Genomic DNA, 18724 nt, shown 5'->3' with positions numbered 1-18724 from the left:
TTTATTTTTAAATAAGTTGGTTTAGTGCTATTTCGAATGCAGTGGCACTAATTTCAGTTTTCGATTTATTTTTATTGTAAATTTTTTCAATTGCTTTTCTAATAGTTTTTGACGTATCATTAAAAATGGCTTCATCGGTCATTTGCACTCTTCGTTCCATAAAATAAGCAAAAACACGAGCCATTCCACAATTTGATATAAAATCTGGAATTAAGCTTACTTTATAATCGGTATGCTCCATGATGGGACCAAAGAAAATTTCCTTATCTGCGAAAGGCACATTGGCCCCACAAGATATTACTTCTAAACCACTATCTATCATTTCATCTATTTGATGAATAGTAATTAAACGTGACGCAGCACAAGGTGCAAAAATTTCTGTTTGAATAGACCAAATTTTTTCATTTATCTCATCAAATGGAATTAAATTATTGGCAACTAAATTATTACCCTTTTTGGCTAAAAAGAGATTGGTTATTTCATCAAAAGTAAAACCCTCCTCATTAATCAACCCTCCGACCACATCAATAATACCAACTACTTTTGCTCCCATTTGTGACAAATAAAACGCTGCTGCTGCCCCCACATTACCAAAACCTTGTATAACAGCTCGTTTTCCTTTAACATCACCACCATAAACATTATAATATTGTTTTACAGCTTCGGCAACACCAAAACCGGTAATCATATCGGCAACGGTGTATTTTCTTTGAACATTTGGCGAATAAATGGGGTTTTCAATAACCTTAATAACACCTTGACGCAATTGCCCTATTCTGTTAATTTTATCGGCTTCTGTTGGTTTAAAATGCCCATTAAAGACACCTTCTTGTGGATGCCAAACACCACTTTCTTCAGTAATAGGAATAACTTCATGAATTTCATCAACATTTAAATCACCACCCGTACCATAGTAACTTTTTAGCAACGGTGAAACAACTTTATACCAGCGCTCAAGAACATCTTTTTTTCTTGGGTCATGCGGATCGAAATTAATACCCGATTTGGCGCCTCCTATAGCAGGACCAGAGACCGTAAATTTAATTTCCATAGTTTTTGCAAGTGATAACACTTCATTCATATCCAATCCTTTACGCATTCTCGTTCCTCCACCAGCAGCTCCCCCTCTTAGAGAATTTATAACTACCCAACCTTCGGCTTCTGTTTTGGTATCTTTCCAATTAAAAACAATTTCAGGCTCTTTATTTTCGTACTTTTTTAATAATTCCTTCATTTCTACATTGATGATTAGTTTAGCTTTAATAAATTTTTTGGGGAAGTCACTTAAGGGTAGCTAAAGCTGTGTCATAAGGAAAGTATTAAATTAGTTATGTAACAAATATAAAAAACTAAAATCCTTTAAGATTAATTTTTTGTTATTTTTAAGGTAGATAAATTTTGCCTGAGCTGTGGTTTTTAGTTGCCCCCGTAACACTTTTTAGGCAATTAACTTGTTCTCTGAGTTTTAGCACACCCAATAGTCCAAAAATTAGAGCTTCCTTATACTCTACGACTTCTTTACTTGGAATGATGATGGTTGGTTTTGAGAGAATTTTTAATCTTTGAATCAAAAACGTGTTGTAGGCCCCTCCACCTGTAATTAAAACAGAAGCGCCATTTTTTTTGTTGATTTCTGAAGCTATTTGAATGGAAATATGTTCTATAAAAGTTCTTAAAGCATCCTTAATTTCTAGTTTAAACCCATCCACTAAAGGAAAAATATTTGAGTTAACCCATTCCAAACCCAAAGACTTAGGATAGGCCTCCTTATAAAATGGTAATGTATTTAATTGATTCAATAATTTCTCATTTACAACGCCAGTAGAAGCTATCTTACCCTTATCATCAAAATCAAAACCAAGTTTATTAACATAATGGTTTAACACAATATTTACGGGACAAATATCAAAAGCTATTCTATTTCCTTCTATCTCCGTTGAAAGGTTTGCAAATCCCCCCAAATTTAAACAGTAATGATATTCAGAAAACAACAGTTCATCCCCTATCGGGACTAAGGGCGCACCTTGTCCACCCAACTCCACATCCTGAACCCTGAAATCACAAACCACTTTTTCGTTAAGCAGTTTAGCCAATATAGGCTGATTACCTATTTGATAGGTTAGTTTTTTTTCTGGTTGGTGTAACGCTGTATGTCCATGTGAACAAACCGCGTCTATATTTTTTATGTTATTACGCTTGATGAAATTTTTTATGACCCCAGCTAAATAAATCGTATAGTCTTCATCAATTTGCTTTAGTTTTTCAATAGGATAACTTACCAAATTCTTTAGGGTGTTAAACCAATCATGAGTATAGTTGACAGTTTCAGAATTTATTATCTCAAAATGCCAGACATCATTATATTGAAAATTCAAATAAACCAAATCAATACCGTCCAATGAGGTACCAGACATCACGCCTACAATATAATATTCATTTTTTTTCATTGAGAGGTAAAAATAATAATCGTAATTGAAAAATTCACATCAAAAGGCTATATTTGTAAACATTTTTTATCAAAATATCATTTTAATTACGAATTATGAATTTTAGCCTTTCTGAAGAACATATGATGATACGCGATGCCGCTCGCGATTTTGCACAAACAGAACTCCTACCGGGTGTTATTGAACGTGATGAAAAACAACATTTTCCCAAAGAACTTGTTAAAAAAATGGGAGATTTAGGGTTTATGGGTATTATGGTAGACCCAAAATATGGTGGAAGCGGCATGGATGCTATTTCCTATGTCCTTATTATGGAAGAATTATCAAAAGTTGATGCTTCGGCCTCAGTCATAGTCTCCGTCAATAATTCGCTGGTTTGTTATGGTATCGAAGCTTACGGAACTGAAGAACAAAAACAAAAATATTTGACCAAATTAGCAACTGGAGAGTATGTTGGCGCTTTCTGTTTAAGTGAACCTGAAGCAGGTAGTGATGCCACTTCCCAAAAAACAACCGCCATAGATAAAGGCGACCATTATCTTATTAATGGCACAAAAAACTGGATTACCAATGGTGGTCGTGCCGATGTATATTTAGTGATTGCTCAAACCGATAGAGACAAAGGTTCTCACGGTATTAATGCTTTTATTGTTGAAAAAGGCATGGAAGGATTTCATGTAGGACCTAAAGAAAACAAACTTGGAATCCGTGGAAGCGATACGCACACATTACAATTTAATGATGTTAGAGTTCCCAAAGAAAATAGAATTGGTACGAATGGTTCTGGTTTTAGATTTGCTATGAAAACGCTTTCTGGTGGCCGTATAGGCATAGCAGCTCAAGCTTTAGGAATAGCCTCTGGCGCCTATGAATTGGCTTTAAAATATTCTAAAGAGCGTAAAGCTTTTGGAACTGAAATTTGTAACCATCAAGCCATTGCGTTTAAACTAGCTGATATGTATACAGATATTGAAGCTGCTAGAATGCTGGTTATAAAAGCTGCTTGGGATAAAGACCAAGGCAATAATTACGACAAATCTAGTGCTATGGCAAAATTGTACGCCTCAAAAGTGGCTATGGAACACACGGTTGAAGCCGTTCAAATTCATGGTGGTAATGGTTTTGTAAAAGACTATCATGTGGAACGATTGATGCGTGATGCGAAAATTACACAAATCTATGAAGGCACTTCAGAAATACAGAAAATTGTGATTTCCAGGAGTTTGATAAAGGAATAACTTTAGCTATTTCTCTATACGTTTTACTAAATTCCCTATGGTAAGACCTTGAACTAATATAGAAAACACAACAACTATATATGTTATAACTAAAAATAGATCTCTTTGCATAGCCTCGGTTAAACCCAAGGCTAATGCAATGGAAATACCTCCGCGCAAACCACCCCAAGTCATTATCAAATTGGTTTTCGGAACAAAATCTAATTTCTTTTTAAAAAGATTTATTGGTAGTAACAAAGACAAATAGCGACATAACAACACAATTGGGATTGTTATAATACCAGCTAAAATATATTCCGTTTCAAAGGTAAGAACTAAAATTTCCATACCAATTAAGACAAATAGAATAGTATTTAAAAGGATATCTATGAGTTCCCAGAATTTATCAACATAAGCCTCCGTAATTTCACTCATTGAAACTTCTCTGACCGTATCGTTACCTACAATCAACCCTGCAGTAACCATAGCCAAAGGCGCAGATAAATGAAGCTTGTGTGCTATCACCGTTCCACCCATTACTGTGGCTAATGTTATAATCACTTCAATATCATAATCGTTTATAGACTTCATTAATCGATAGGTAATCCATCCCAAGAATCCCCCCAATAAAATACCTCCCAAAACTTCTTTTCCAAATAACTGAAATACATCAAAAGCTGTTAATTCATCCGCGCCTAATGATGCTATTTGAAAAATAGTTAAAAACACAACAACTCCAACCCCATCGTTAAACAAAGATTCTCCTACAATTTTTGTTTCTAATTTTTTTGGTACACCAGATTTCTTCAATATCCCTAAAACTGCAATAGGATCGGTTGGAGATATTAATGCTCCAAACAATAGACAATAAATAAAGCTTATCTCTAAACCAATTAATTTAAGAAGTAAAAAAACAGCTGAACCAACTAAAAAAGTTGACACCAAAACACCAAAGGTAGAAAATACTAAAACTGGCCATCGTTGTATCTTTAGCTGTTGAAAATTTGTATGTAAAGCCCCTGCAAAAAGCAAAAAACTCAACATAACATCTAGTAAAACCGTTCTAAAATTTATTTGCTTAATTATAAATTTTTCAGCATCCAACAAGGTAGAATCAAAATAACTTAATGCAAAAACAACTAATGTAAAGACAATAGTTATAAACATTAAACCTATGGTATTAGGTAATTTTAAAAAGCGCACATTTATATAGCCAAAAAGGGCTGACAGGACAACCAAAATGGTAGTAATTGTAAAATAAACGTCCATAATCTAAATATTTGAATCGCTAAAATAAGCCATCTAAAAGAAAAAAAAGGGAGATAATTAAATTTTAATTTAAAATTAAAAACAATATTTAAATAGTTTTGTTAAGAAATACTAATCTTTCCGACTTTATTCAAATAGATTTATATTTACTGAAAAATATTTCTTATGCAAAAAACATATTACGACCCTGCCGATTTAAAAAAGTTTGGAAAAATAAGTGAGTGGAACCAAGAATTAGGTGATAAATTTTTTGAGTATTACGGAAAAGTTTTTGAGGAAGGCTCACTCTCAGCCAGAGAAAAATCACTAATTGCATTAGCTGTTGCTCACACCATTCAATGCCCATATTGCATTGATGCTTACACAGGTGATGGGTTACAACGGGGTATTACCAAAGAAGAAATGATGGAAGCGCTTCATGTTGCGGCTGCTATTCGTGGTGGTGCATCTTTAGTACATGGTGTGCAAATGATGAATAAAGTGAACAAATTAGAAATGTAAAACGATTTACGATATTGTATTTACGATTTTAAACTTCACTACTCGTAATTCATTATTCGTAATTTTTAAACTGAAATATGTCAAAAAAATCTCTACACAAACGCGAAAGTGATTTGGCAAATAGCAAAAGACAATTAGAAATTTTATCAAATGGTATTTTTCAAAATGGTGATTTACCAACCTTCAAAAATAAAATTGCTGAAACAGGTCAATTTCCACTTAAAGCGAGAAAACTGGAAATTTTACAAATAAATGTTGGCTATATGTGCAATCAGGTGTGTTCGCATTGCCATGTAGATGCTGGCCCAGACAGAAAAGAGATTATGAAGCTGGAGACTATGAAACAATGTTTGGAGGTCATAAAAAAAACAGGTGCCCATACTTTGGATTTAACAGGTGGTGCTCCAGAAATGAACCCAAACTTTAGATGGTTTGTTGAAGAAGCTTCAAAAGCTGGGGTTAAAGATTTTATAGTTCGATCTAACTTAACCATCATAACAGCCAATAAAAAATATCACGATTTGCCAGAATTTTTCAAAAAACACAATGTACATGTAGTAAGTTCTATGCCACATTGGACACGTGGAAAAACGGACAAACAACGTGGTGACGGTGTTTTTGATGCTTCTATCAAAGCTTTAAAAATGTTAAATGAAGTTGGTTATGGCATGCCAGATAACCATTTACGGCTCGACTTGGTTTACAATCCTTCGGGAGCATTTCTACCAAGTAATCAAGCCTCCATGGAAAAGGATTTTAAAAAGGCCTTAAAAGAAGATTTTGATATTTATTTTAACAACCTTTTTGCTATAACAAACTTACCTATTTCTAGGTTTTTGGACTACTTGATTGCATCTGAAAACTATGAAGATTACATGTATTCTTTAGTTGAAGCTTATAATCCGGCAGCAGTACAAAATGTGATGTGTACTAATACGCTCTCCATTGGTTGGGATGGTTTTTTGTATGATTGTGATTTTAACCAAATGTTGGAATTACCCGTAAATAGTAAAGCAAAACACATCTCTGATTACAACGAAAATTTACTGGAAGGCAGAGATATTGTTATTTCACAACACTGTTATGGTTGTACTGCAGGTGCAGGCAGCAGTTGCCAAGGAAGTGTTGCTTAAATATCGACAAAACTAGCAGTATCAAATTATGAAAACATCTTTTTTTTTCTGTTTCATTATATTTTCAATGATAGGATTTTCTCAAAATGATATTTCAAAACTTTTACAAAAGTATAATTCAGAGAGCATCCCTTATATTTCAGTTGAAACATTACAAGAAGACAAATCAAATATTATTTTTTTGGATGCCAGAGAGAAAAAGGAGTTTCAAGTAAGCCATTTAAAAAATGCTATTTATGTAGGTTATGATTCTTTTAATTTGGATTCGGTTGCTAAAAAACTCACTAATAAAAATTCAAAAATTGTGGTTTATTGTTCTCTAGGAATCCGATCTGAAGACATTGGTGAAAAGCTTAAAAAAGCTGGATATAAAAATGTTTTTAATTTATATGGTGGTATTTTTGAATACAAAAACCAAAACCTATCAATTTATAATTCCAAAGGAAAAACCACCGATAGCATTCATGCCTATTCCAAAACATGGGGAAAATGGTTGAAAAATGGCATTAAAATATATGACTAAAGACCTCCTTATTGTTTTTGTAAAGAACATAAAACTTGGCAAAGTAAAAACCAGGTTAGCAAAAACCATCGGTAATGAAGCCGCTTTTGAAGTTTATAAAGAATTGGTAAAAGTGACTGAAAATGCTACCAAAAACTTAAAAATTGATATTCATATATATTTTTCTGATGCTGTAATTGAAACCAAATGGAAAGACTTTCACAAAGCCATCCAAGTGGGTGAAGATTTGGGCGAACGCATGCAAAATGCTTTTAAAAATGGCTTTACAAGTGGTTATGAGCGTATTTCTTTAATAGGGTCTGATTTACCAGATATTAATGAATCGCATATTAATGAAGGATTTAAAAAATTAAACAACTTTGAAGTGGTTATAGGACCTGCGGAAGACGGAGGCTATTATTTTTTGGGAATGACTAAAATGCATCCCTTCATTTTTGAAAAAAAACCATGGAGTCAACAAAATTTATTGGAGGAAACCTTAAATGAATTAACTCAAAGGAATATTAAATTTTCTAAATTAGTCACGTTGAATGACATTGATACTTATGAAGATTTAATAGCTTCCAGTTTTTACAAATCCAATTTAAAATTACAAGAAAAAATAAATCAACTAAATGATCAAAATAATTGAAGAAACCGTTGAATACTTGCATAATAAAGGTTTTGAGAAACCAGAAATTGGAATTATTCTCGGAACTGGCTTAGGACAACTTATAAACGAAATAGACATTATTAAAGAAGTTAGTTATAACCACATTCCCAATTTTCCAACAGCTACTGTTGAGTTTCACAAAGGCAAACTCATTTACGGTAACATTGAAGGCAAAAAAGTGGTGGTTATGCAAGGGCGTTTTCATATTTATGAAGGTTACACCTTGCAAGATGTTACCTACCCTGTTCGGATTATGGAAAAACTGGGCATCAAAACCTTACTTGTTTCCAACGCAGCGGGTGCAATCAATTTAAATTTCAAGAAAGGTGAACTCATGCTTATAGAAGATCATATCAATCTTCAAGGAAGCTCTCCATTGGCTTTTAAAGGCGTAGAGCTGTTAGGTGAACGTTTCACAGACATGAGCGCTCCTTACGACGCTAAAATCAATTCAAAATTCAAAAGCATTGCTAAAGTAAATAACATCACACTCCATGAAGGTGTTTATGCAAGTGTTGTAGGTCCTCAATTGGAAACCCGAGCCGAATATCGCATGCTAAAAACTATAGGCGCCGATGCCGTTGGCATGAGTACCGTTCCAGAGGTTATAGTTGCCAATCATTTAAAATTAAAAGTAGCAGCCGTGTCAGTTTTAACTGATGAATGCGACCCAGATCATCTAGAACCAGTAAACATTCAAGATATTATGGCGCATGCTGCAAAAGCAGAACCTAATATGATAACGCTATTTAAAGACTTAATAAAAAATATTTAAAATTAGGATTTCAAGAATCAAGAACTAAGAAATTTTTAAGCATTGACTCTCTTCATCCACTTTCTCTTATTAAATAAATAACATGAGCTATTTAGAAACCACACACAACTTATACAAAGAAGCAGCCTTAACTCCTGATGTAGGACTGTGCTGTACCACTAACCCTATTTGGGAATTACCTGGACTTAAAATCCCAAAAATCATGCAAGAAATGAATTATGGCTGCGGTAGCACCGTTCATGCACGTGATTTAACTAATAACCCGAAAATGCTATATGTTGGTGTTGGTGGTGGTATGGAATTGTTGCAATTCGCCTATTTCAATCGCCAAAAAGGTGGCGTCGTTGGTATTGATGTAGTAGATGAAATGCTTGAAGCTTCAAGAAAAAACTTTAAAGAAGCCGAAGCCTTAAACCCATGGTTTAAAAGTGAGTTTGTTGAGCTTAAAAAGGGAGATGCTATGAATCTTCCTGTTGAGGAAAACAGTATTGACGTGGCAGCTCAAAACTGCTTATTCAATATTTTCAAAGCTGATGATCTAAAAAAAGCCATTGCTGAAATGTACCGAGTTTTAAAACCTCATGGTCGTTTGGTGATGAGCGATCCCACTTGCGAGCAACCCATGAACGCCATTTTAAGAAACGACGAACGTATGCGTGCTTTATGTTTAAGTGGTAGTTTGCCAATTCATGACTATGTGAAAGCACTAACGGATGCTGGTTTTGGGACTATAGAAATAAGAGCCAGAAAACCATACCGAATTCTCGACCCTAAACATTACCCAACCGATGAGTTGATTTATATTGAATCGATTGAAGTAGCTGCCATAAAAGACCCAATGCCTGCTGATGGTCCATGTGTTTTTACTGGTAAAGCAGCTATTTATTATGGCTCAGCACCTTATTTTGATGATAAAAAAGGGCACGTTTTATTAAAAAACCAACCATTAGCCGTTTGTGATAAAACTGCAGGAGCATTGGCAAGTTTAGGTAGAGAAGATATTTTTATTAGCGAGTCCACATTCCATTATGATGGAGGAGGCTGTTGTTAGGCCATAAATAGTTTCAAATTGTTTTTGTGAAATACTTCAATTCTTTTCTTTTGATTATTTTTCTAGCTTCATGTTCTGGTACAAAGCGTATTGTTGAAAATGATACACGAAAAACAATTGAACCAATTAAAACAGAAAAAGATAATATTTTTATACAAACTCAACCAATTACTCCAGATACTGTTGAAATAAAAAATGATAAAATTGTGGATGAAAAGTCACAGGAATTTGGCCAAATTTTATCAAAACGATTTATGCCCATTCACCAATTATGGGACGAGTTATTACAAAAACATGTTTCGGATAATGGACATGTAAATTATAAAACATTTAAAACCGAACACAAAAAATTACTCGATTACATTTACGTTTTAAGCTTAATGCATAAAAGTGATAAGTTTGAATCATTCCCAAAGGATGAAAAATTAGCTTTCTGGATAAACGCTTACAACGCCATGACCATCGATTTGATACTTCGACATTATCCTTTAAAAAGTATTAAAGACATAAAAAACCCATGGGAACAACGGTATTGGAAACTGGGGGAGAAATGGTATAATTTAAGTGAGATTGAACATCAAATATTAAGAAAAATGAATGAACCACGCATTCATTTTGCCATTGTATGTGCTTCTTTTTCCTGCCCGAAATTACAAAATGAAGCCTTTACTTCAGAACGTTTGGAATCTCAACTTACCGATGTTACAAAAGAATTTTTAAATGACCCTAAAAGGAATTCCATTTCAGAAAACAGTTTAGAGCTTTCAAAAATATTTCAATGGTTTAGTAAAGATTTCAAGCAAAATGGTTCTGTCATTGATTTTATAAATCAGTATTCAAGAATTAAAATTTCAGAAAACGCAAAAATTAAATATAAAGATTATAATTGGGCAATAAATGAATAAGATTTCCATTATCATTCCCATATTAAATGAAGAAACCTTTATTGGAAAACTAATAGCTCATTTACTTGAAAATTCATCAAAAAAAAATATTGCAGAAATTATTGTTGTTGATGGTGGTAGCAACGATAACTCTAAAGACATTGTAACAAAATTTGTAACTTCGAGTGATTCTGAAACTTCAGAATTGTATCGAGAAGTCAACAAACGAGTTCTCGATATGTTTTCTCAAAGCGAAAACACTCGAACAGACATTAAGTTAATACATTCAGAAAAAGGTCGTGCTAAACAAATGAATTTTGGCGCTAAAAATGCCTGTGGAAATATCTTGTATTTTTTACATGCTGATTCGTTGCCACCTAAGCATTTTGATGATTTCATAATTAACGAAGTACAGAAAGGTCATGAAGCAGGATGTTTTAAAATGCAATTTGACAGTAACCATTGGTGGTTAAAATTGGTTAGTTGGTTCACACAATTTAAATGGCGAGCATGCCGAGGTGGGGATCAAAGTCAGTTTATTACCAAAACGTTATTTGATGATATTGGTGGTTTTGACGAACAGTATATTATTTATGAAGATAATATTTTGATAAATGAACTTTATAAACGAAAGCAATTTGTTGTAATCAACAAAACGATTACAACCTCGGCAAGATTGTATAAAAAGCACGGTATTTTTAAATTACAATTTTATTACCTTAATATCTATTTAAAGCGCTGGTTGGGTGCCGATGCTAATGAAATATACGGATTTTACAAAAAGAAAGTTTGCTAGCTAGATACTATTTATTTCGTCCCTTTTCATTGGGGTATAAATCAGGTAAATTATCACTTTGAAAAAATACTTTAGTATCGATATTCATGCCAGTGAGTTTTCCTGTAAAAGCAGCACCGGTATCGATGTTCCAAACATTGGCAGCTTGCATAGGAACCTCTACATTAAAATTGATGGTTGGGGTATGCCCGATAAAAATTTCATCATAATGCTTTAATCGATTTGGATAGATAGCAGAATCTTTCTCAATCTGTTTATCCATAGTTAATGCCATTTCCCAAAGGGTTCGATCATAATAAAAAGTGTCTTCATTAACTTCTCTCCTTACGCCATGCATCGAGGTAAAACCGGCATGAAGAAAGAGGCGATTTTTATCATCTAAATAATACAATGGCATGCTTTCAAAAAATTGTAAATGCTTCTTTTTCTCCTCTTTTGAAAAACCTATATAACTGTTCATGGTTTCCTTACCACCATGCATATACCAAGTTGGATTAACGTATTCGGATTTTAACCATTCTTCACACCAAACATCATGATTTCCTTTAATGAAAAGACATTTTATAGTTTCAGAAAGTTCTTTTAAAAACTGAACAACCTGAGCTGATTCGCTCCAACCATCTACATAATCACCCATAAAAATAAGGGTGTCTTCATCCTTAACTTCCAATTTATTTAAAACCTGTATTAAGGCCTTTAGCCCACCATGTATGTCACCAATGGCAAAAGTTCGCATGACTTAAATTTTTAACAAATCTAGGGTATTTTGATTTTAGAATAAAACTGGATTAGTTCAAACTGTAATGCCGACGAATGATTGCCTCAGTTGGTTTGTTTTGTGGTGTGAACATAAAGTTTTCTTCACCACCAACTTCATCATGATTGATAAACCATTTCCAGACAAACCCTCCAGCAAACCAATCTTCATCCCAAAATGTTTCAAACAAAGCTTGGGTGGTATTATTCTGTGCTTCAAGATTTACTTGATCCATATCTCTATCGCTTATCCAAGGTCGTTTTCCAGAATAGTCCACACTTCGATATCCAAATTCAGTGAATAAAATAGGTTTTTTATAGGTTTTTTGAGTTTCTGTTATACCCTTTTTGTGTGATTTCCAACCCTCAAGACATTCTTCCATAGTTGGCGTTTTACTTTGACTAACAGGGAAATAAGCATCAATACCGACATAATCCAATTCGCCCCAAAAAGGTGTTCTATCAAACTCGTTCCAGTTAGCAGCATAGGTTAACTTACCTTGATAAACAGATTTTACCTTATTAATCAAATCAAACCAGTATTCTGGCCTATTGTCCACAAATGTCTCTAATTCGGTTCCAATGCAAAAAATATCTGCTTTGGTTTCATTTGCCATTTGAGCATATTCCAAAATAAAACTAGTGTAAGAGTCTTCTAAAAGTTTCCAATTGTCTTCATTTTGCATTTTTATATTACCCGTAAACTCACCGCGCCAAACCCAAATTTGCGGTTTTACCATAATTTTGATATGTTTTTTTTTAGAGTTTCAATGTATTGTTTAGCCCCTTTTCTGGTTTCGCCAAACCATTGTCTGTCTGTATTATAAATAATATCAGGATGCTTCAAATCTCTAATAAAGCCAAAAGGCATAATGGCCGCATAATTAGCATTCAAATTAAGTACAGGATTGATATGCACATCATTTATGGAATCACGTGCAGCCACAAAACTAACGCCATTGATTTTTTCCTTTTTTGCAGGTGCCATGGCACATGAGCAAAACAAAATCAGGAAAGAAAACTTTAAAATAACCCGCATAAGTGAAAATATTATCTCTAAATTTAAACAATTTGAAATGATTGTGTTAAGGTTTTAACATAAGGTTCGACAAATTCTAAAACCAAACCAAAAACATGGAACATATTGTTATTATTGGCAATGGTATTTCTGGCGTAACTGCTGCTAGACATATCAGAAAGCTTTCCGATAAAAAAATTACCATTATTTCTGCTGAAACCGAATATTTCTTCTCTAGAACAGCACTCATGTACATATATATGGGACATATGAAGTTTGAACATACACAACCTTACGAAAATTGGTTCTGGGAGAAAAACCGAATCAATCTTAAAAAAGGATATGTTAAGAATATTGATGTCGATGCTAAAACACTTCATTTTGCAGAGGGAGACACTTTAAAATATGACAAACTTATTATTGCAACTGGCAGTAAACCCAATAAGTTTGGATGGCCAGGGCAAGATTTAGATGGTGTTATGGGCATGTACCATAAGCAAGATTTAGATAATCTTGAAAAATACGCTACTAATAACAAGGTATGTAAAAGAGCTGTCATTGTTGGTGGTGGACTCATTGGGATTGAACTTGCTGAAATGCTCAACTCAAGAAACATCCCTGTGACTTTTTTAGTAAGAGAAGATAGCTTTTGGAATGGCGTTTTACCCTCAGGCGAGAGCGAAATGATTAATCGTCATATAAAAAACCATCATATAGATTTACGATTAGGAAATAACTTAAAAGAAATTATTTCTGATGAAAATGGTAAAGTAAAATCTATCATCATTCAAGAAACGGGTGAAGAAATTGCATGCAATGTTGTTGGTTTAACCGCAGGGGTTTCCCCAAACATAGATTTTATAAAAGGCTCTAAGATTGAGATAGCTAGAGGCGTCAAAGTAAATCGATATCTAGAAACCAATATTCCAGATATTTACGCTATTGGTGATTGTGCTGAACAACATGAAGGTATAGACCAACGAAGACCTATTGAAGCGGTTTGGTATACAGGACGAATGATGGGAGAAACTTTAGCACAAACCATTTGTGGAAACAAAATTCAATATAAACCGGGCCATTGGTTTAACTCCGCTAAATTTTTAGATATAGAATATCAAACTTACGGTTGGGTGTTTGCAAAACCAAGAGATAACGAAGCACATTTCCATTGGAAACATGAGGACGATACGAAATGCATCACCGTTTGTTATGATACTACCACAAATGCATTTTTAGGCATTAACACCTTTGGAATAAGAATGCGACATGAAACATTTGATAATTGGTTAACCGAAAAACGAGATGTTGATTATGTCATGAATCATCTTTCAGAAGCTAATTTCGACCCTGAATTTTACAGTCATTATGAAGCTGATATTCTTTCTGCTTATAACAAAGAACTACAAACCGTATAAACATGAGTAATAAAATAAATCATAGCATGTCTTTAGCAAAACCAGATGCTGTAGATATTTCAAACAAACAGAAAGTAGCGCTTGCCATAGGAATTATTGGGCTATTCATTTTAACATTATCCCTTTTCAATACTGATTTTCCAAACAAAGGACTATTTCTAAGTCTTTCCTTAGGGTTAATTTCTATCGGAATTATAGTCTATTCAAGAGACGCCTATTTAAATAGGTTAGAAGGCATAAAAAATGATGGTGTTTGGTTTAAATCTATTTCATCAAGAGGTATTTGGGGTTGGATTGCTGGCATTATCCTAACTAGTTTTTACATTGTTTTGTACTTCTTTCCAAAATACTTAGGATTAGGTACAAATGGTGCAGTAAACACAGGATTAATAGGGTTATTCGATCCTTTGAGTAAATTATTAAGCGGAAGACCAGCTAGTCAATGGTTTGTTTATGGTACACTTTACACGGTTGCTATTTTAGCATTTGGTTATAAATTTATTTTAAAATACAGGCACAATCGTTACCAACAAATACGTACCGTTTCAGTCATGTTTTTTCAATTAGGTTTTGCGTTTTTGATTCCAGAATTTATGTATGTTATGAATAATGACTTACCATATTACGATTTAAAAAGCATATGGCCACTTAACTATTATATTTTTGATGAATGGTCTGTAAAAGGATTTCTTTCTAACGCTAACATTGGTTTAGCTTTAATTTTATTTGGTATCATTTCTATATTTGTAATCACGCCCATTTTAACATATAAATTTGGCAAACGTTGGTACTGCTCTTGGGTTTGTGGTTGTGGTGGTTTAGCCGAAACTGCGGGCGACTCTTTTAGGCAGTTATCATCAAAAAAAATGTCTACTTGGAAATTAGAACGTTGGTTAATCCATACAGTATTAGTCTTTTCTGTGGTAATGACGACCGCTATGGTATACACTTATCTAGGTTATGATAAAAATGATTTCTGGCTAACAAAAGGTGTTTTCATCGCTTTAGTTATTAGTTTTTTAACAATAGTTTTTGCTAGTGTTATGTTATTCCAAAGACAAGAATTAGGCCTAGATGCTAAATATGGTGCCATTGTTTTTTTTGCGACCATAGGATTATTGCTAATTATGCATTTTACAGGAACTACAGAGCATATTTTCCTTGTAAAAGGTAGCACTTTAAGATCTGCTTATGGCTTATATATTGGCTCTATATTTTCGGGTGTTATTGGTACTGGTTTCTATCCCATTTTGGGTAGTCGTGCATGGTGCCGTTTTGGTTGTCCTATGGCTGCCATTCTAGGCTTCCAGCAACGGTTGTTCTCAAAATTTAGAATTACTACTAATGGAGGCCAATGTATTTCTTGTGGCAATTGTTCTACTTATTGCGAGATGGGAATTGATGTTAGAGCCTATGCACAAAAGGGTGAGAACATAGTGCGGTCAAGCTGCGTTGGCTGCGGTATTTGTAGTGCAGTTTGCCCAAGAGGCGTATTAAAATTGGAGAATGACTCTATGAAAGGACGCATCAACCCAAACGAAATCCTTTTAGGTAATGATGTTGACTTGATGGACTTTGTAAATAAAAAATAAAATGCGACTTCTCATAACAACTTACGCTTTCCTGAATATTATTTTAAATTTTACCGGCAAAAAATCTTATGAGAAAATATATTACGATAATGGTACCATAAAATCTGAAGGTTGGTTAGTAAACGGGGCCAAGGAAGATTACTGGAAATTTTACTACTCCAACGGTATTGTTCAAAAAGAAGGACACTTTCATCAAAACAAACCTGCTAAATATTGGTATTTTTATTATCAAAATGGCAGTTTAGAATCTGAAGGCCACTATGCTAACGGTAAAAAAAATAACTGGTGGCTGTTTTACGATATCATGGAAAAAATAAACCATAAATGTCAATTAAAAAACAATCAGAAAAACGGATATTGCCTCATGTACAAAAACGAAAAATTAATTGCTGCTTCTAAATATATTGCAGGTAAAAAAATAAAAGAATGGACTAACTTTGTATTATTTAAAAAAGAAAACAAACTAAGCGACCTTAAATGACGAAAATTAAAGTCATCATTCCTGCCTATAATGAAGCAGGTTCTATTGCTCATGTAATTAATGATATTCCTAAAAATGTAGATGAAGTTATCGTGGTAAGCAATAATTCAACTGACGACACTGAAAAAAATGCCAAAAATGCAGGTGCTACCGTTTTAACAGAAACCAACAAAGGTTATGGGTATGCCTGTTTAAAAGGTTTAAATTATATCGCCCAGCAAAAAAATAAACCAGATATTATTGTATTTTTGGATGGTGATTATAGTGATTACCCAGAAGAATTAACTAAAATTGTAGCACCAATAATTCAAAATAATATTGACTTTGTAATAGGTGCCCGTGTTAAGGAACTCAGGGAAAAAGGCTCCATGACGTTTCCACAAATATTTGGTAATTGGCTAGCAACCAGTTTAATGCAGTTATTTTTTGGTGCAAAATTTACTGATCTTGGTCCGTTCAGAGCCATCAAATACGAAAAACTATTAGCACTTAATATGGAAGACAAAACCTATGGTTGGACTGTAGAAATGCAGCTAAAAGCCATAAAGCAAAAACTTACATATATGGAAGTTCCAGTAAATTATAGAAATAGAATTGGCGTTTCAAAAGTGTCTGGTACAATAAAAGGTGCTATATTTGCAGGCGTAAAAATATTAGGCTGGATTTTTAAATACAGCATTAAAAAATGATTTTAGAAACCACTATCATAGTAATATATTCCGTTGCACTTTTGCTCATATTCATGTATGCACTAGCGCAACTCAACCTTTTGTTTAATTACCTATCATCAAAAAAAGTAAAAGACGATTGTGAAAAGTTCGATTTTTCGAACCCAAACGAAATACCATATGTTACCATACAACTTCCAGTTTATAATGAAATGTATGTTATGGACAGGTTACTTGATAACATTGCAGAGATTGATTACCCAAAAGATAAACTTGAAATTCAAGTATTGGACGATTCCACGGATGAAACTGTTGAAACAACTCGCGAGCACATCAAAAAACTACAAGCTACTGGTTTAGACATTAAACATATTACTCGAGAAGACCGAACAGGTTTTAAAGCTGGTGCCTTGAAAGAAGGCTTAAAAATTGCCAAAGGAGAGTTTATAGCTATATTTGATTCTGATTTTTTACCTAAAAAAGACTGGTTAAAACGCACAATCCCTTACTTTAAAGATGAACATATTGGCGTCGTACAAACCCGTTGGGGACATATCAATCGAAATTTTTCCATACTTACCAGAATACAAGCCTTTGCTCTCGATGCTCACTTTACCTTAGAACAAGTAGGAAGAAATAGCAAAGGGCATTTCATCAATTTTAATGGTACGGCAGGTGTTTGGAGAAAGTCATGCATTATTGATGCTGGGAATTGGGAAGGCGACACCCTCACTGAAGATTTAGATTTGAGCTATCGTGCCCAACTCAAAAACTGGAAATTCAAATATTTGGAAAACGTTGAGACTCCAGCAGAACTGCCCGTAGTTATAAGTGCTGCACGTTCACAACAATTTAGATGGAACAAAGGTGGTGCCGAAAATTTTAGAAAAATGCTTTGGCGCGTTTTAAAATCCAAGAATATTTCATCTAAAACCAAAGTACATGGTTTATTGCATTTGCTTAACAGCACCATGTTCTTAAATGTGTTAATTGTAGGCGTATTGAGTATTCCCATGTTGTATATAAAAAATGAATATGCTCATTTAAAACCCTATTTTTATGTTATGAGTTTTTTTGTATTAAGTACTATTATATTTTTTGTGTGCTATTGGCATATGTATAAAAATATTTATGGTAGTGGTTTTAAAAACTTCATTCGCTATGTTGGTATGTTTTTCGTTTTTTTCTCCATAGCTATGGGTTTTTCTCTTCACAATTCCATTGCGGTTTTAGAAGGTCATTGGGGTAAAAAAAGTGAATTTGTACGCACACCAAAATTTAATATCAGTACGTTTAAAGACAACTGGAAAAATAACAAATACCTTAAAAAAACGATTTCTGCTCACGTTATTTTCGAAGGGTTACTAATGCTCTATTTCGGTTTTGGTATGTATAGTGCTTTTATAGTGGGTAATCAAGGTGGCGATTTCGGGTTGTTTCCTTTTCACCTCATGTTATTTATAGGTTTTGGCTATGTGTTTTTTAAATCCTTGGCTTCCAAGGTTTAAATTTTAAGTTTTTAAAAAATAGTTGACCAGAAAAGAAG

The 18724-nt window shown here is 33.7% G+C and carries 20 protein-coding genes; 14 read left to right on the top strand and 6 right to left on the bottom strand.

Features of this window, described 5'->3' with window-relative positions:
• Window positions 1-7: 7 nt before the first annotated feature.
• A complete protein-coding gene (locus ABD963_RS04895; protein ID WP_345275821.1) occupies window positions 8-1234 on the bottom strand; it encodes a Glu/Leu/Phe/Val dehydrogenase dimerization domain-containing protein in 1227 nt (408 codons plus the stop codon).
• 148 nt (window positions 1235-1382) lie between these two features.
• Entirely contained in the window at window positions 1383-2447 is a 1065-nt protein-coding gene (locus tag ABD963_RS04890; protein WP_345275820.1) for an anhydro-N-acetylmuramic acid kinase, read from the bottom strand.
• Window positions 2448-2542: 95 nt separating this feature from the next.
• On the opposite strand from ABD963_RS04890, the gene ABD963_RS04885 reads away from it, so the two are divergent.
• Window positions 2543-3685, top strand: a complete 1143-nt coding sequence (locus ABD963_RS04885) for an acyl-CoA dehydrogenase (protein WP_345275819.1) — start codon at window positions 2543-2545, stop codon at window positions 3683-3685.
• Between the two features lie 6 nt (window positions 3686-3691).
• Here ABD963_RS04885 and ABD963_RS04880 read toward each other — a convergent pair whose 3' ends face one another.
• The gene (locus tag ABD963_RS04880) at window positions 3692-4933 is read right to left on the bottom strand and encodes a cation:proton antiporter (RefSeq protein WP_345275818.1); all 1242 of its coding nucleotides are present in this window, start codon (window positions 4931-4933) and stop codon (window positions 3692-3694) included.
• Window positions 4934-5098: 165 nt separating this feature from the next.
• Here ABD963_RS04880 and ABD963_RS04875 point away from each other — a divergent pair, with 165 nt between their 5' ends.
• The 8 genes from ABD963_RS04875 (at window position 5099) to ABD963_RS04840 (ending at window position 11248) form a co-directional block, all read left to right on the top strand.
• A complete protein-coding gene (locus ABD963_RS04875) occupies window positions 5099-5434 on the top strand; it encodes an arsenosugar biosynthesis-associated peroxidase-like protein (protein ID WP_237231887.1) in 336 nt (111 codons plus the stop codon).
• Between the two features lie 77 nt (window positions 5435-5511).
• Window positions 5512-6567: an arsenosugar biosynthesis radical SAM (seleno)protein ArsS gene (arsS, locus tag ABD963_RS04870; protein WP_345275817.1), complete on the top strand. Its 1056-nt coding sequence runs from the start codon at window positions 5512-5514 to the stop codon at window positions 6565-6567.
• A gap of 28 nt (window positions 6568-6595) precedes the next feature.
• A complete protein-coding gene (locus ABD963_RS04865) occupies window positions 6596-7090 on the top strand; it encodes a rhodanese-like domain-containing protein (RefSeq protein ID WP_345275816.1) in 495 nt (164 codons plus the stop codon).
• Window positions 7068-7721 carry a TIGR04282 family arsenosugar biosynthesis glycosyltransferase gene (locus ABD963_RS04860; protein WP_345275815.1) on the top strand — a complete coding sequence of 218 codons (654 nt, stop codon included), beginning with the start codon at window positions 7068-7070 and terminating at the stop codon, window positions 7719-7721. Before ABD963_RS04865 ends, ABD963_RS04860 begins: the two co-directional genes overlap by 23 nt.
• Complete coding sequence (locus tag ABD963_RS04855; protein ID WP_345275814.1) at window positions 7705-8517, top strand: purine-nucleoside phosphorylase; 813 nt, start codon at window positions 7705-7707, stop codon at window positions 8515-8517. The genes ABD963_RS04860 and ABD963_RS04855 overlap by 17 nt, the downstream gene beginning before the upstream one ends.
• An 82-nt stretch (window positions 8518-8599) precedes the next feature.
• Window positions 8600-9568 (top strand): arsenosugar biosynthesis arsenite methyltransferase ArsM, encoded by a 969-nt coding sequence (gene arsM, locus ABD963_RS04850; protein ID WP_345275813.1) that lies wholly within the window; start codon window positions 8600-8602, stop codon window positions 9566-9568.
• Between the two features lie 26 nt (window positions 9569-9594).
• Window positions 9595-10473: a DUF547 domain-containing protein gene (locus tag ABD963_RS04845; protein WP_345275812.1), complete on the top strand. Its 879-nt coding sequence runs from the start codon at window positions 9595-9597 to the stop codon at window positions 10471-10473.
• The gene (locus tag ABD963_RS04840) at window positions 10466-11248 is read left to right on the top strand and encodes a TIGR04283 family arsenosugar biosynthesis glycosyltransferase (protein WP_345275811.1); all 783 of its coding nucleotides are present in this window, start codon (window positions 10466-10468) and stop codon (window positions 11246-11248) included. Before ABD963_RS04845 ends, ABD963_RS04840 begins: the two co-directional genes overlap by 8 nt.
• Before the next feature lie 7 nt (window positions 11249-11255).
• Here the strand turns inward: ABD963_RS04840 and ABD963_RS04835 are convergent, their stop codons facing one another.
• Genes ABD963_RS04835 through ABD963_RS04825 form a run of 3 tightly spaced genes read right to left on the bottom strand, consistent with a single transcriptional unit; the run spans window position 11256 to window position 12992 of the window.
• Complete coding sequence (locus ABD963_RS04835; protein ID WP_345275810.1) at window positions 11256-11984, bottom strand: metallophosphoesterase family protein; 729 nt, start codon at window positions 11982-11984, stop codon at window positions 11256-11258.
• A gap of 52 nt (window positions 11985-12036) precedes the next feature.
• Window positions 12037-12744, bottom strand: a complete 708-nt coding sequence (locus ABD963_RS04830) for a glycoside hydrolase family 113 (protein ID WP_345275809.1) — start codon at window positions 12742-12744, stop codon at window positions 12037-12039.
• Window positions 12738-12992, bottom strand: coding sequence for a hypothetical protein (locus tag ABD963_RS04825; RefSeq protein ID WP_345275808.1), 255 nt, complete (start codon window positions 12990-12992; stop codon window positions 12738-12740). Before ABD963_RS04825 ends, ABD963_RS04830 begins: the two co-directional genes overlap by 7 nt.
• A 146-nt stretch (window positions 12993-13138) precedes the next feature.
• Between ABD963_RS04825 and ABD963_RS04820 the strand changes: the two genes are divergently transcribed.
• From ABD963_RS04820 to ABD963_RS04800, 5 genes are read left to right on the top strand one after another with little or no spacing between them, the layout of a single operon-like run.
• On the top strand, window positions 13139-14437 hold the full coding sequence (locus tag ABD963_RS04820) for an NAD(P)/FAD-dependent oxidoreductase (RefSeq protein ID WP_345275807.1): 1299 nt from the start codon (window positions 13139-13141) through the stop codon (window positions 14435-14437).
• A gap of 2 nt (window positions 14438-14439) precedes the next feature.
• Window positions 14440-16029, top strand: coding sequence for a 4Fe-4S binding protein (locus ABD963_RS04815; protein ID WP_345275806.1), 1590 nt, complete (start codon window positions 14440-14442; stop codon window positions 16027-16029).
• A gap of 1 nt (window position 16030) precedes the next feature.
• A complete protein-coding gene (locus tag ABD963_RS04810) occupies window positions 16031-16510 on the top strand; it encodes a toxin-antitoxin system YwqK family antitoxin (protein WP_345275805.1) in 480 nt (159 codons plus the stop codon).
• Entirely contained in the window at window positions 16507-17199 is a 693-nt protein-coding gene (locus ABD963_RS04805) for a glycosyltransferase family 2 protein (RefSeq protein ID WP_345275804.1), read from the top strand. The genes ABD963_RS04810 and ABD963_RS04805 overlap by 4 nt, the downstream gene beginning before the upstream one ends.
• Entirely contained in the window at window positions 17196-18686 is a 1491-nt protein-coding gene (locus tag ABD963_RS04800) for a cellulose synthase family protein (protein WP_345275803.1), read from the top strand. The genes ABD963_RS04805 and ABD963_RS04800 overlap by 4 nt, the downstream gene beginning before the upstream one ends.
• Window positions 18687-18724 lie beyond the last annotated feature (38 nt).

Origin of the sequence: Litoribaculum gwangyangense, from assembly GCF_039543505.1 — a bacterium.
GTDB lineage: Bacteria > Bacteroidota > Bacteroidia > Flavobacteriales > Flavobacteriaceae > Litoribaculum > Litoribaculum gwangyangense.
The sequence above is the reverse complement of the archived record's forward strand: the minus strand, read 5'-3'. Positions and strand labels throughout refer to the sequence as shown.

What these genes read in the sequence shown, in the direction of transcription:
- ABD963_RS04895 (WP_345275821.1), bottom strand. Translation starts at nt 1,234, where the DNA reads ATGAAGGAATTATTAAAAAAGTACGAAAATAAAGAGCCTGAAATTGTT.
- ABD963_RS04890 (WP_345275820.1), bottom strand. Translation starts at nt 2,447, where the DNA reads ATGAAAAAAAATGAATATTATATTGTAGGCGTGATGTCTGGTACCTCA.
- ABD963_RS04885 (WP_345275819.1), top strand. Translation starts at nt 2,543, where the DNA reads ATGAATTTTAGCCTTTCTGAAGAACATATGATGATACGCGATGCCGCT.
- ABD963_RS04880 (WP_345275818.1), bottom strand. Translation starts at nt 4,933, where the DNA reads ATGGACGTTTATTTTACAATTACTACCATTTTGGTTGTCCTGTCAGCC.
- ABD963_RS04875 (WP_237231887.1), top strand. Translation starts at nt 5,099, where the DNA reads ATGCAAAAAACATATTACGACCCTGCCGATTTAAAAAAGTTTGGAAAA.
- arsS (WP_345275817.1), top strand. Translation starts at nt 5,512, where the DNA reads ATGTCAAAAAAATCTCTACACAAACGCGAAAGTGATTTGGCAAATAGC.
- ABD963_RS04865 (WP_345275816.1), top strand. Translation starts at nt 6,596, where the DNA reads ATGAAAACATCTTTTTTTTTCTGTTTCATTATATTTTCAATGATAGGA.
- ABD963_RS04860 (WP_345275815.1), top strand. Translation starts at nt 7,068, where the DNA reads ATGGCATTAAAATATATGACTAAAGACCTCCTTATTGTTTTTGTAAAG.
- ABD963_RS04855 (WP_345275814.1), top strand. Translation starts at nt 7,705, where the DNA reads ATGATCAAAATAATTGAAGAAACCGTTGAATACTTGCATAATAAAGGT.
- arsM (WP_345275813.1), top strand. Translation starts at nt 8,600, where the DNA reads ATGAGCTATTTAGAAACCACACACAACTTATACAAAGAAGCAGCCTTA.
- ABD963_RS04840 (WP_345275811.1), top strand. Translation starts at nt 10,466, where the DNA reads ATGAATAAGATTTCCATTATCATTCCCATATTAAATGAAGAAACCTTT.
- ABD963_RS04835 (WP_345275810.1), bottom strand. Translation starts at nt 11,984, where the DNA reads ATGCGAACTTTTGCCATTGGTGACATACATGGTGGGCTAAAGGCCTTA.
- ABD963_RS04830 (WP_345275809.1), bottom strand. Translation starts at nt 12,744, where the DNA reads ATGGTAAAACCGCAAATTTGGGTTTGGCGCGGTGAGTTTACGGGTAAT.
- ABD963_RS04825 (WP_345275808.1), bottom strand. Translation starts at nt 12,992, where the DNA reads ATGGCACCTGCAAAAAAGGAAAAAATCAATGGCGTTAGTTTTGTGGCT.
- ABD963_RS04820 (WP_345275807.1), top strand. Translation starts at nt 13,139, where the DNA reads ATGGAACATATTGTTATTATTGGCAATGGTATTTCTGGCGTAACTGCT.
- ABD963_RS04815 (WP_345275806.1), top strand. Translation starts at nt 14,440, where the DNA reads ATGAGTAATAAAATAAATCATAGCATGTCTTTAGCAAAACCAGATGCT.
- ABD963_RS04810 (WP_345275805.1), top strand. Translation starts at nt 16,031, where the DNA reads ATGCGACTTCTCATAACAACTTACGCTTTCCTGAATATTATTTTAAAT.
- ABD963_RS04805 (WP_345275804.1), top strand. Translation starts at nt 16,507, where the DNA reads ATGACGAAAATTAAAGTCATCATTCCTGCCTATAATGAAGCAGGTTCT.
- ABD963_RS04800 (WP_345275803.1), top strand. Translation starts at nt 17,196, where the DNA reads ATGATTTTAGAAACCACTATCATAGTAATATATTCCGTTGCACTTTTG.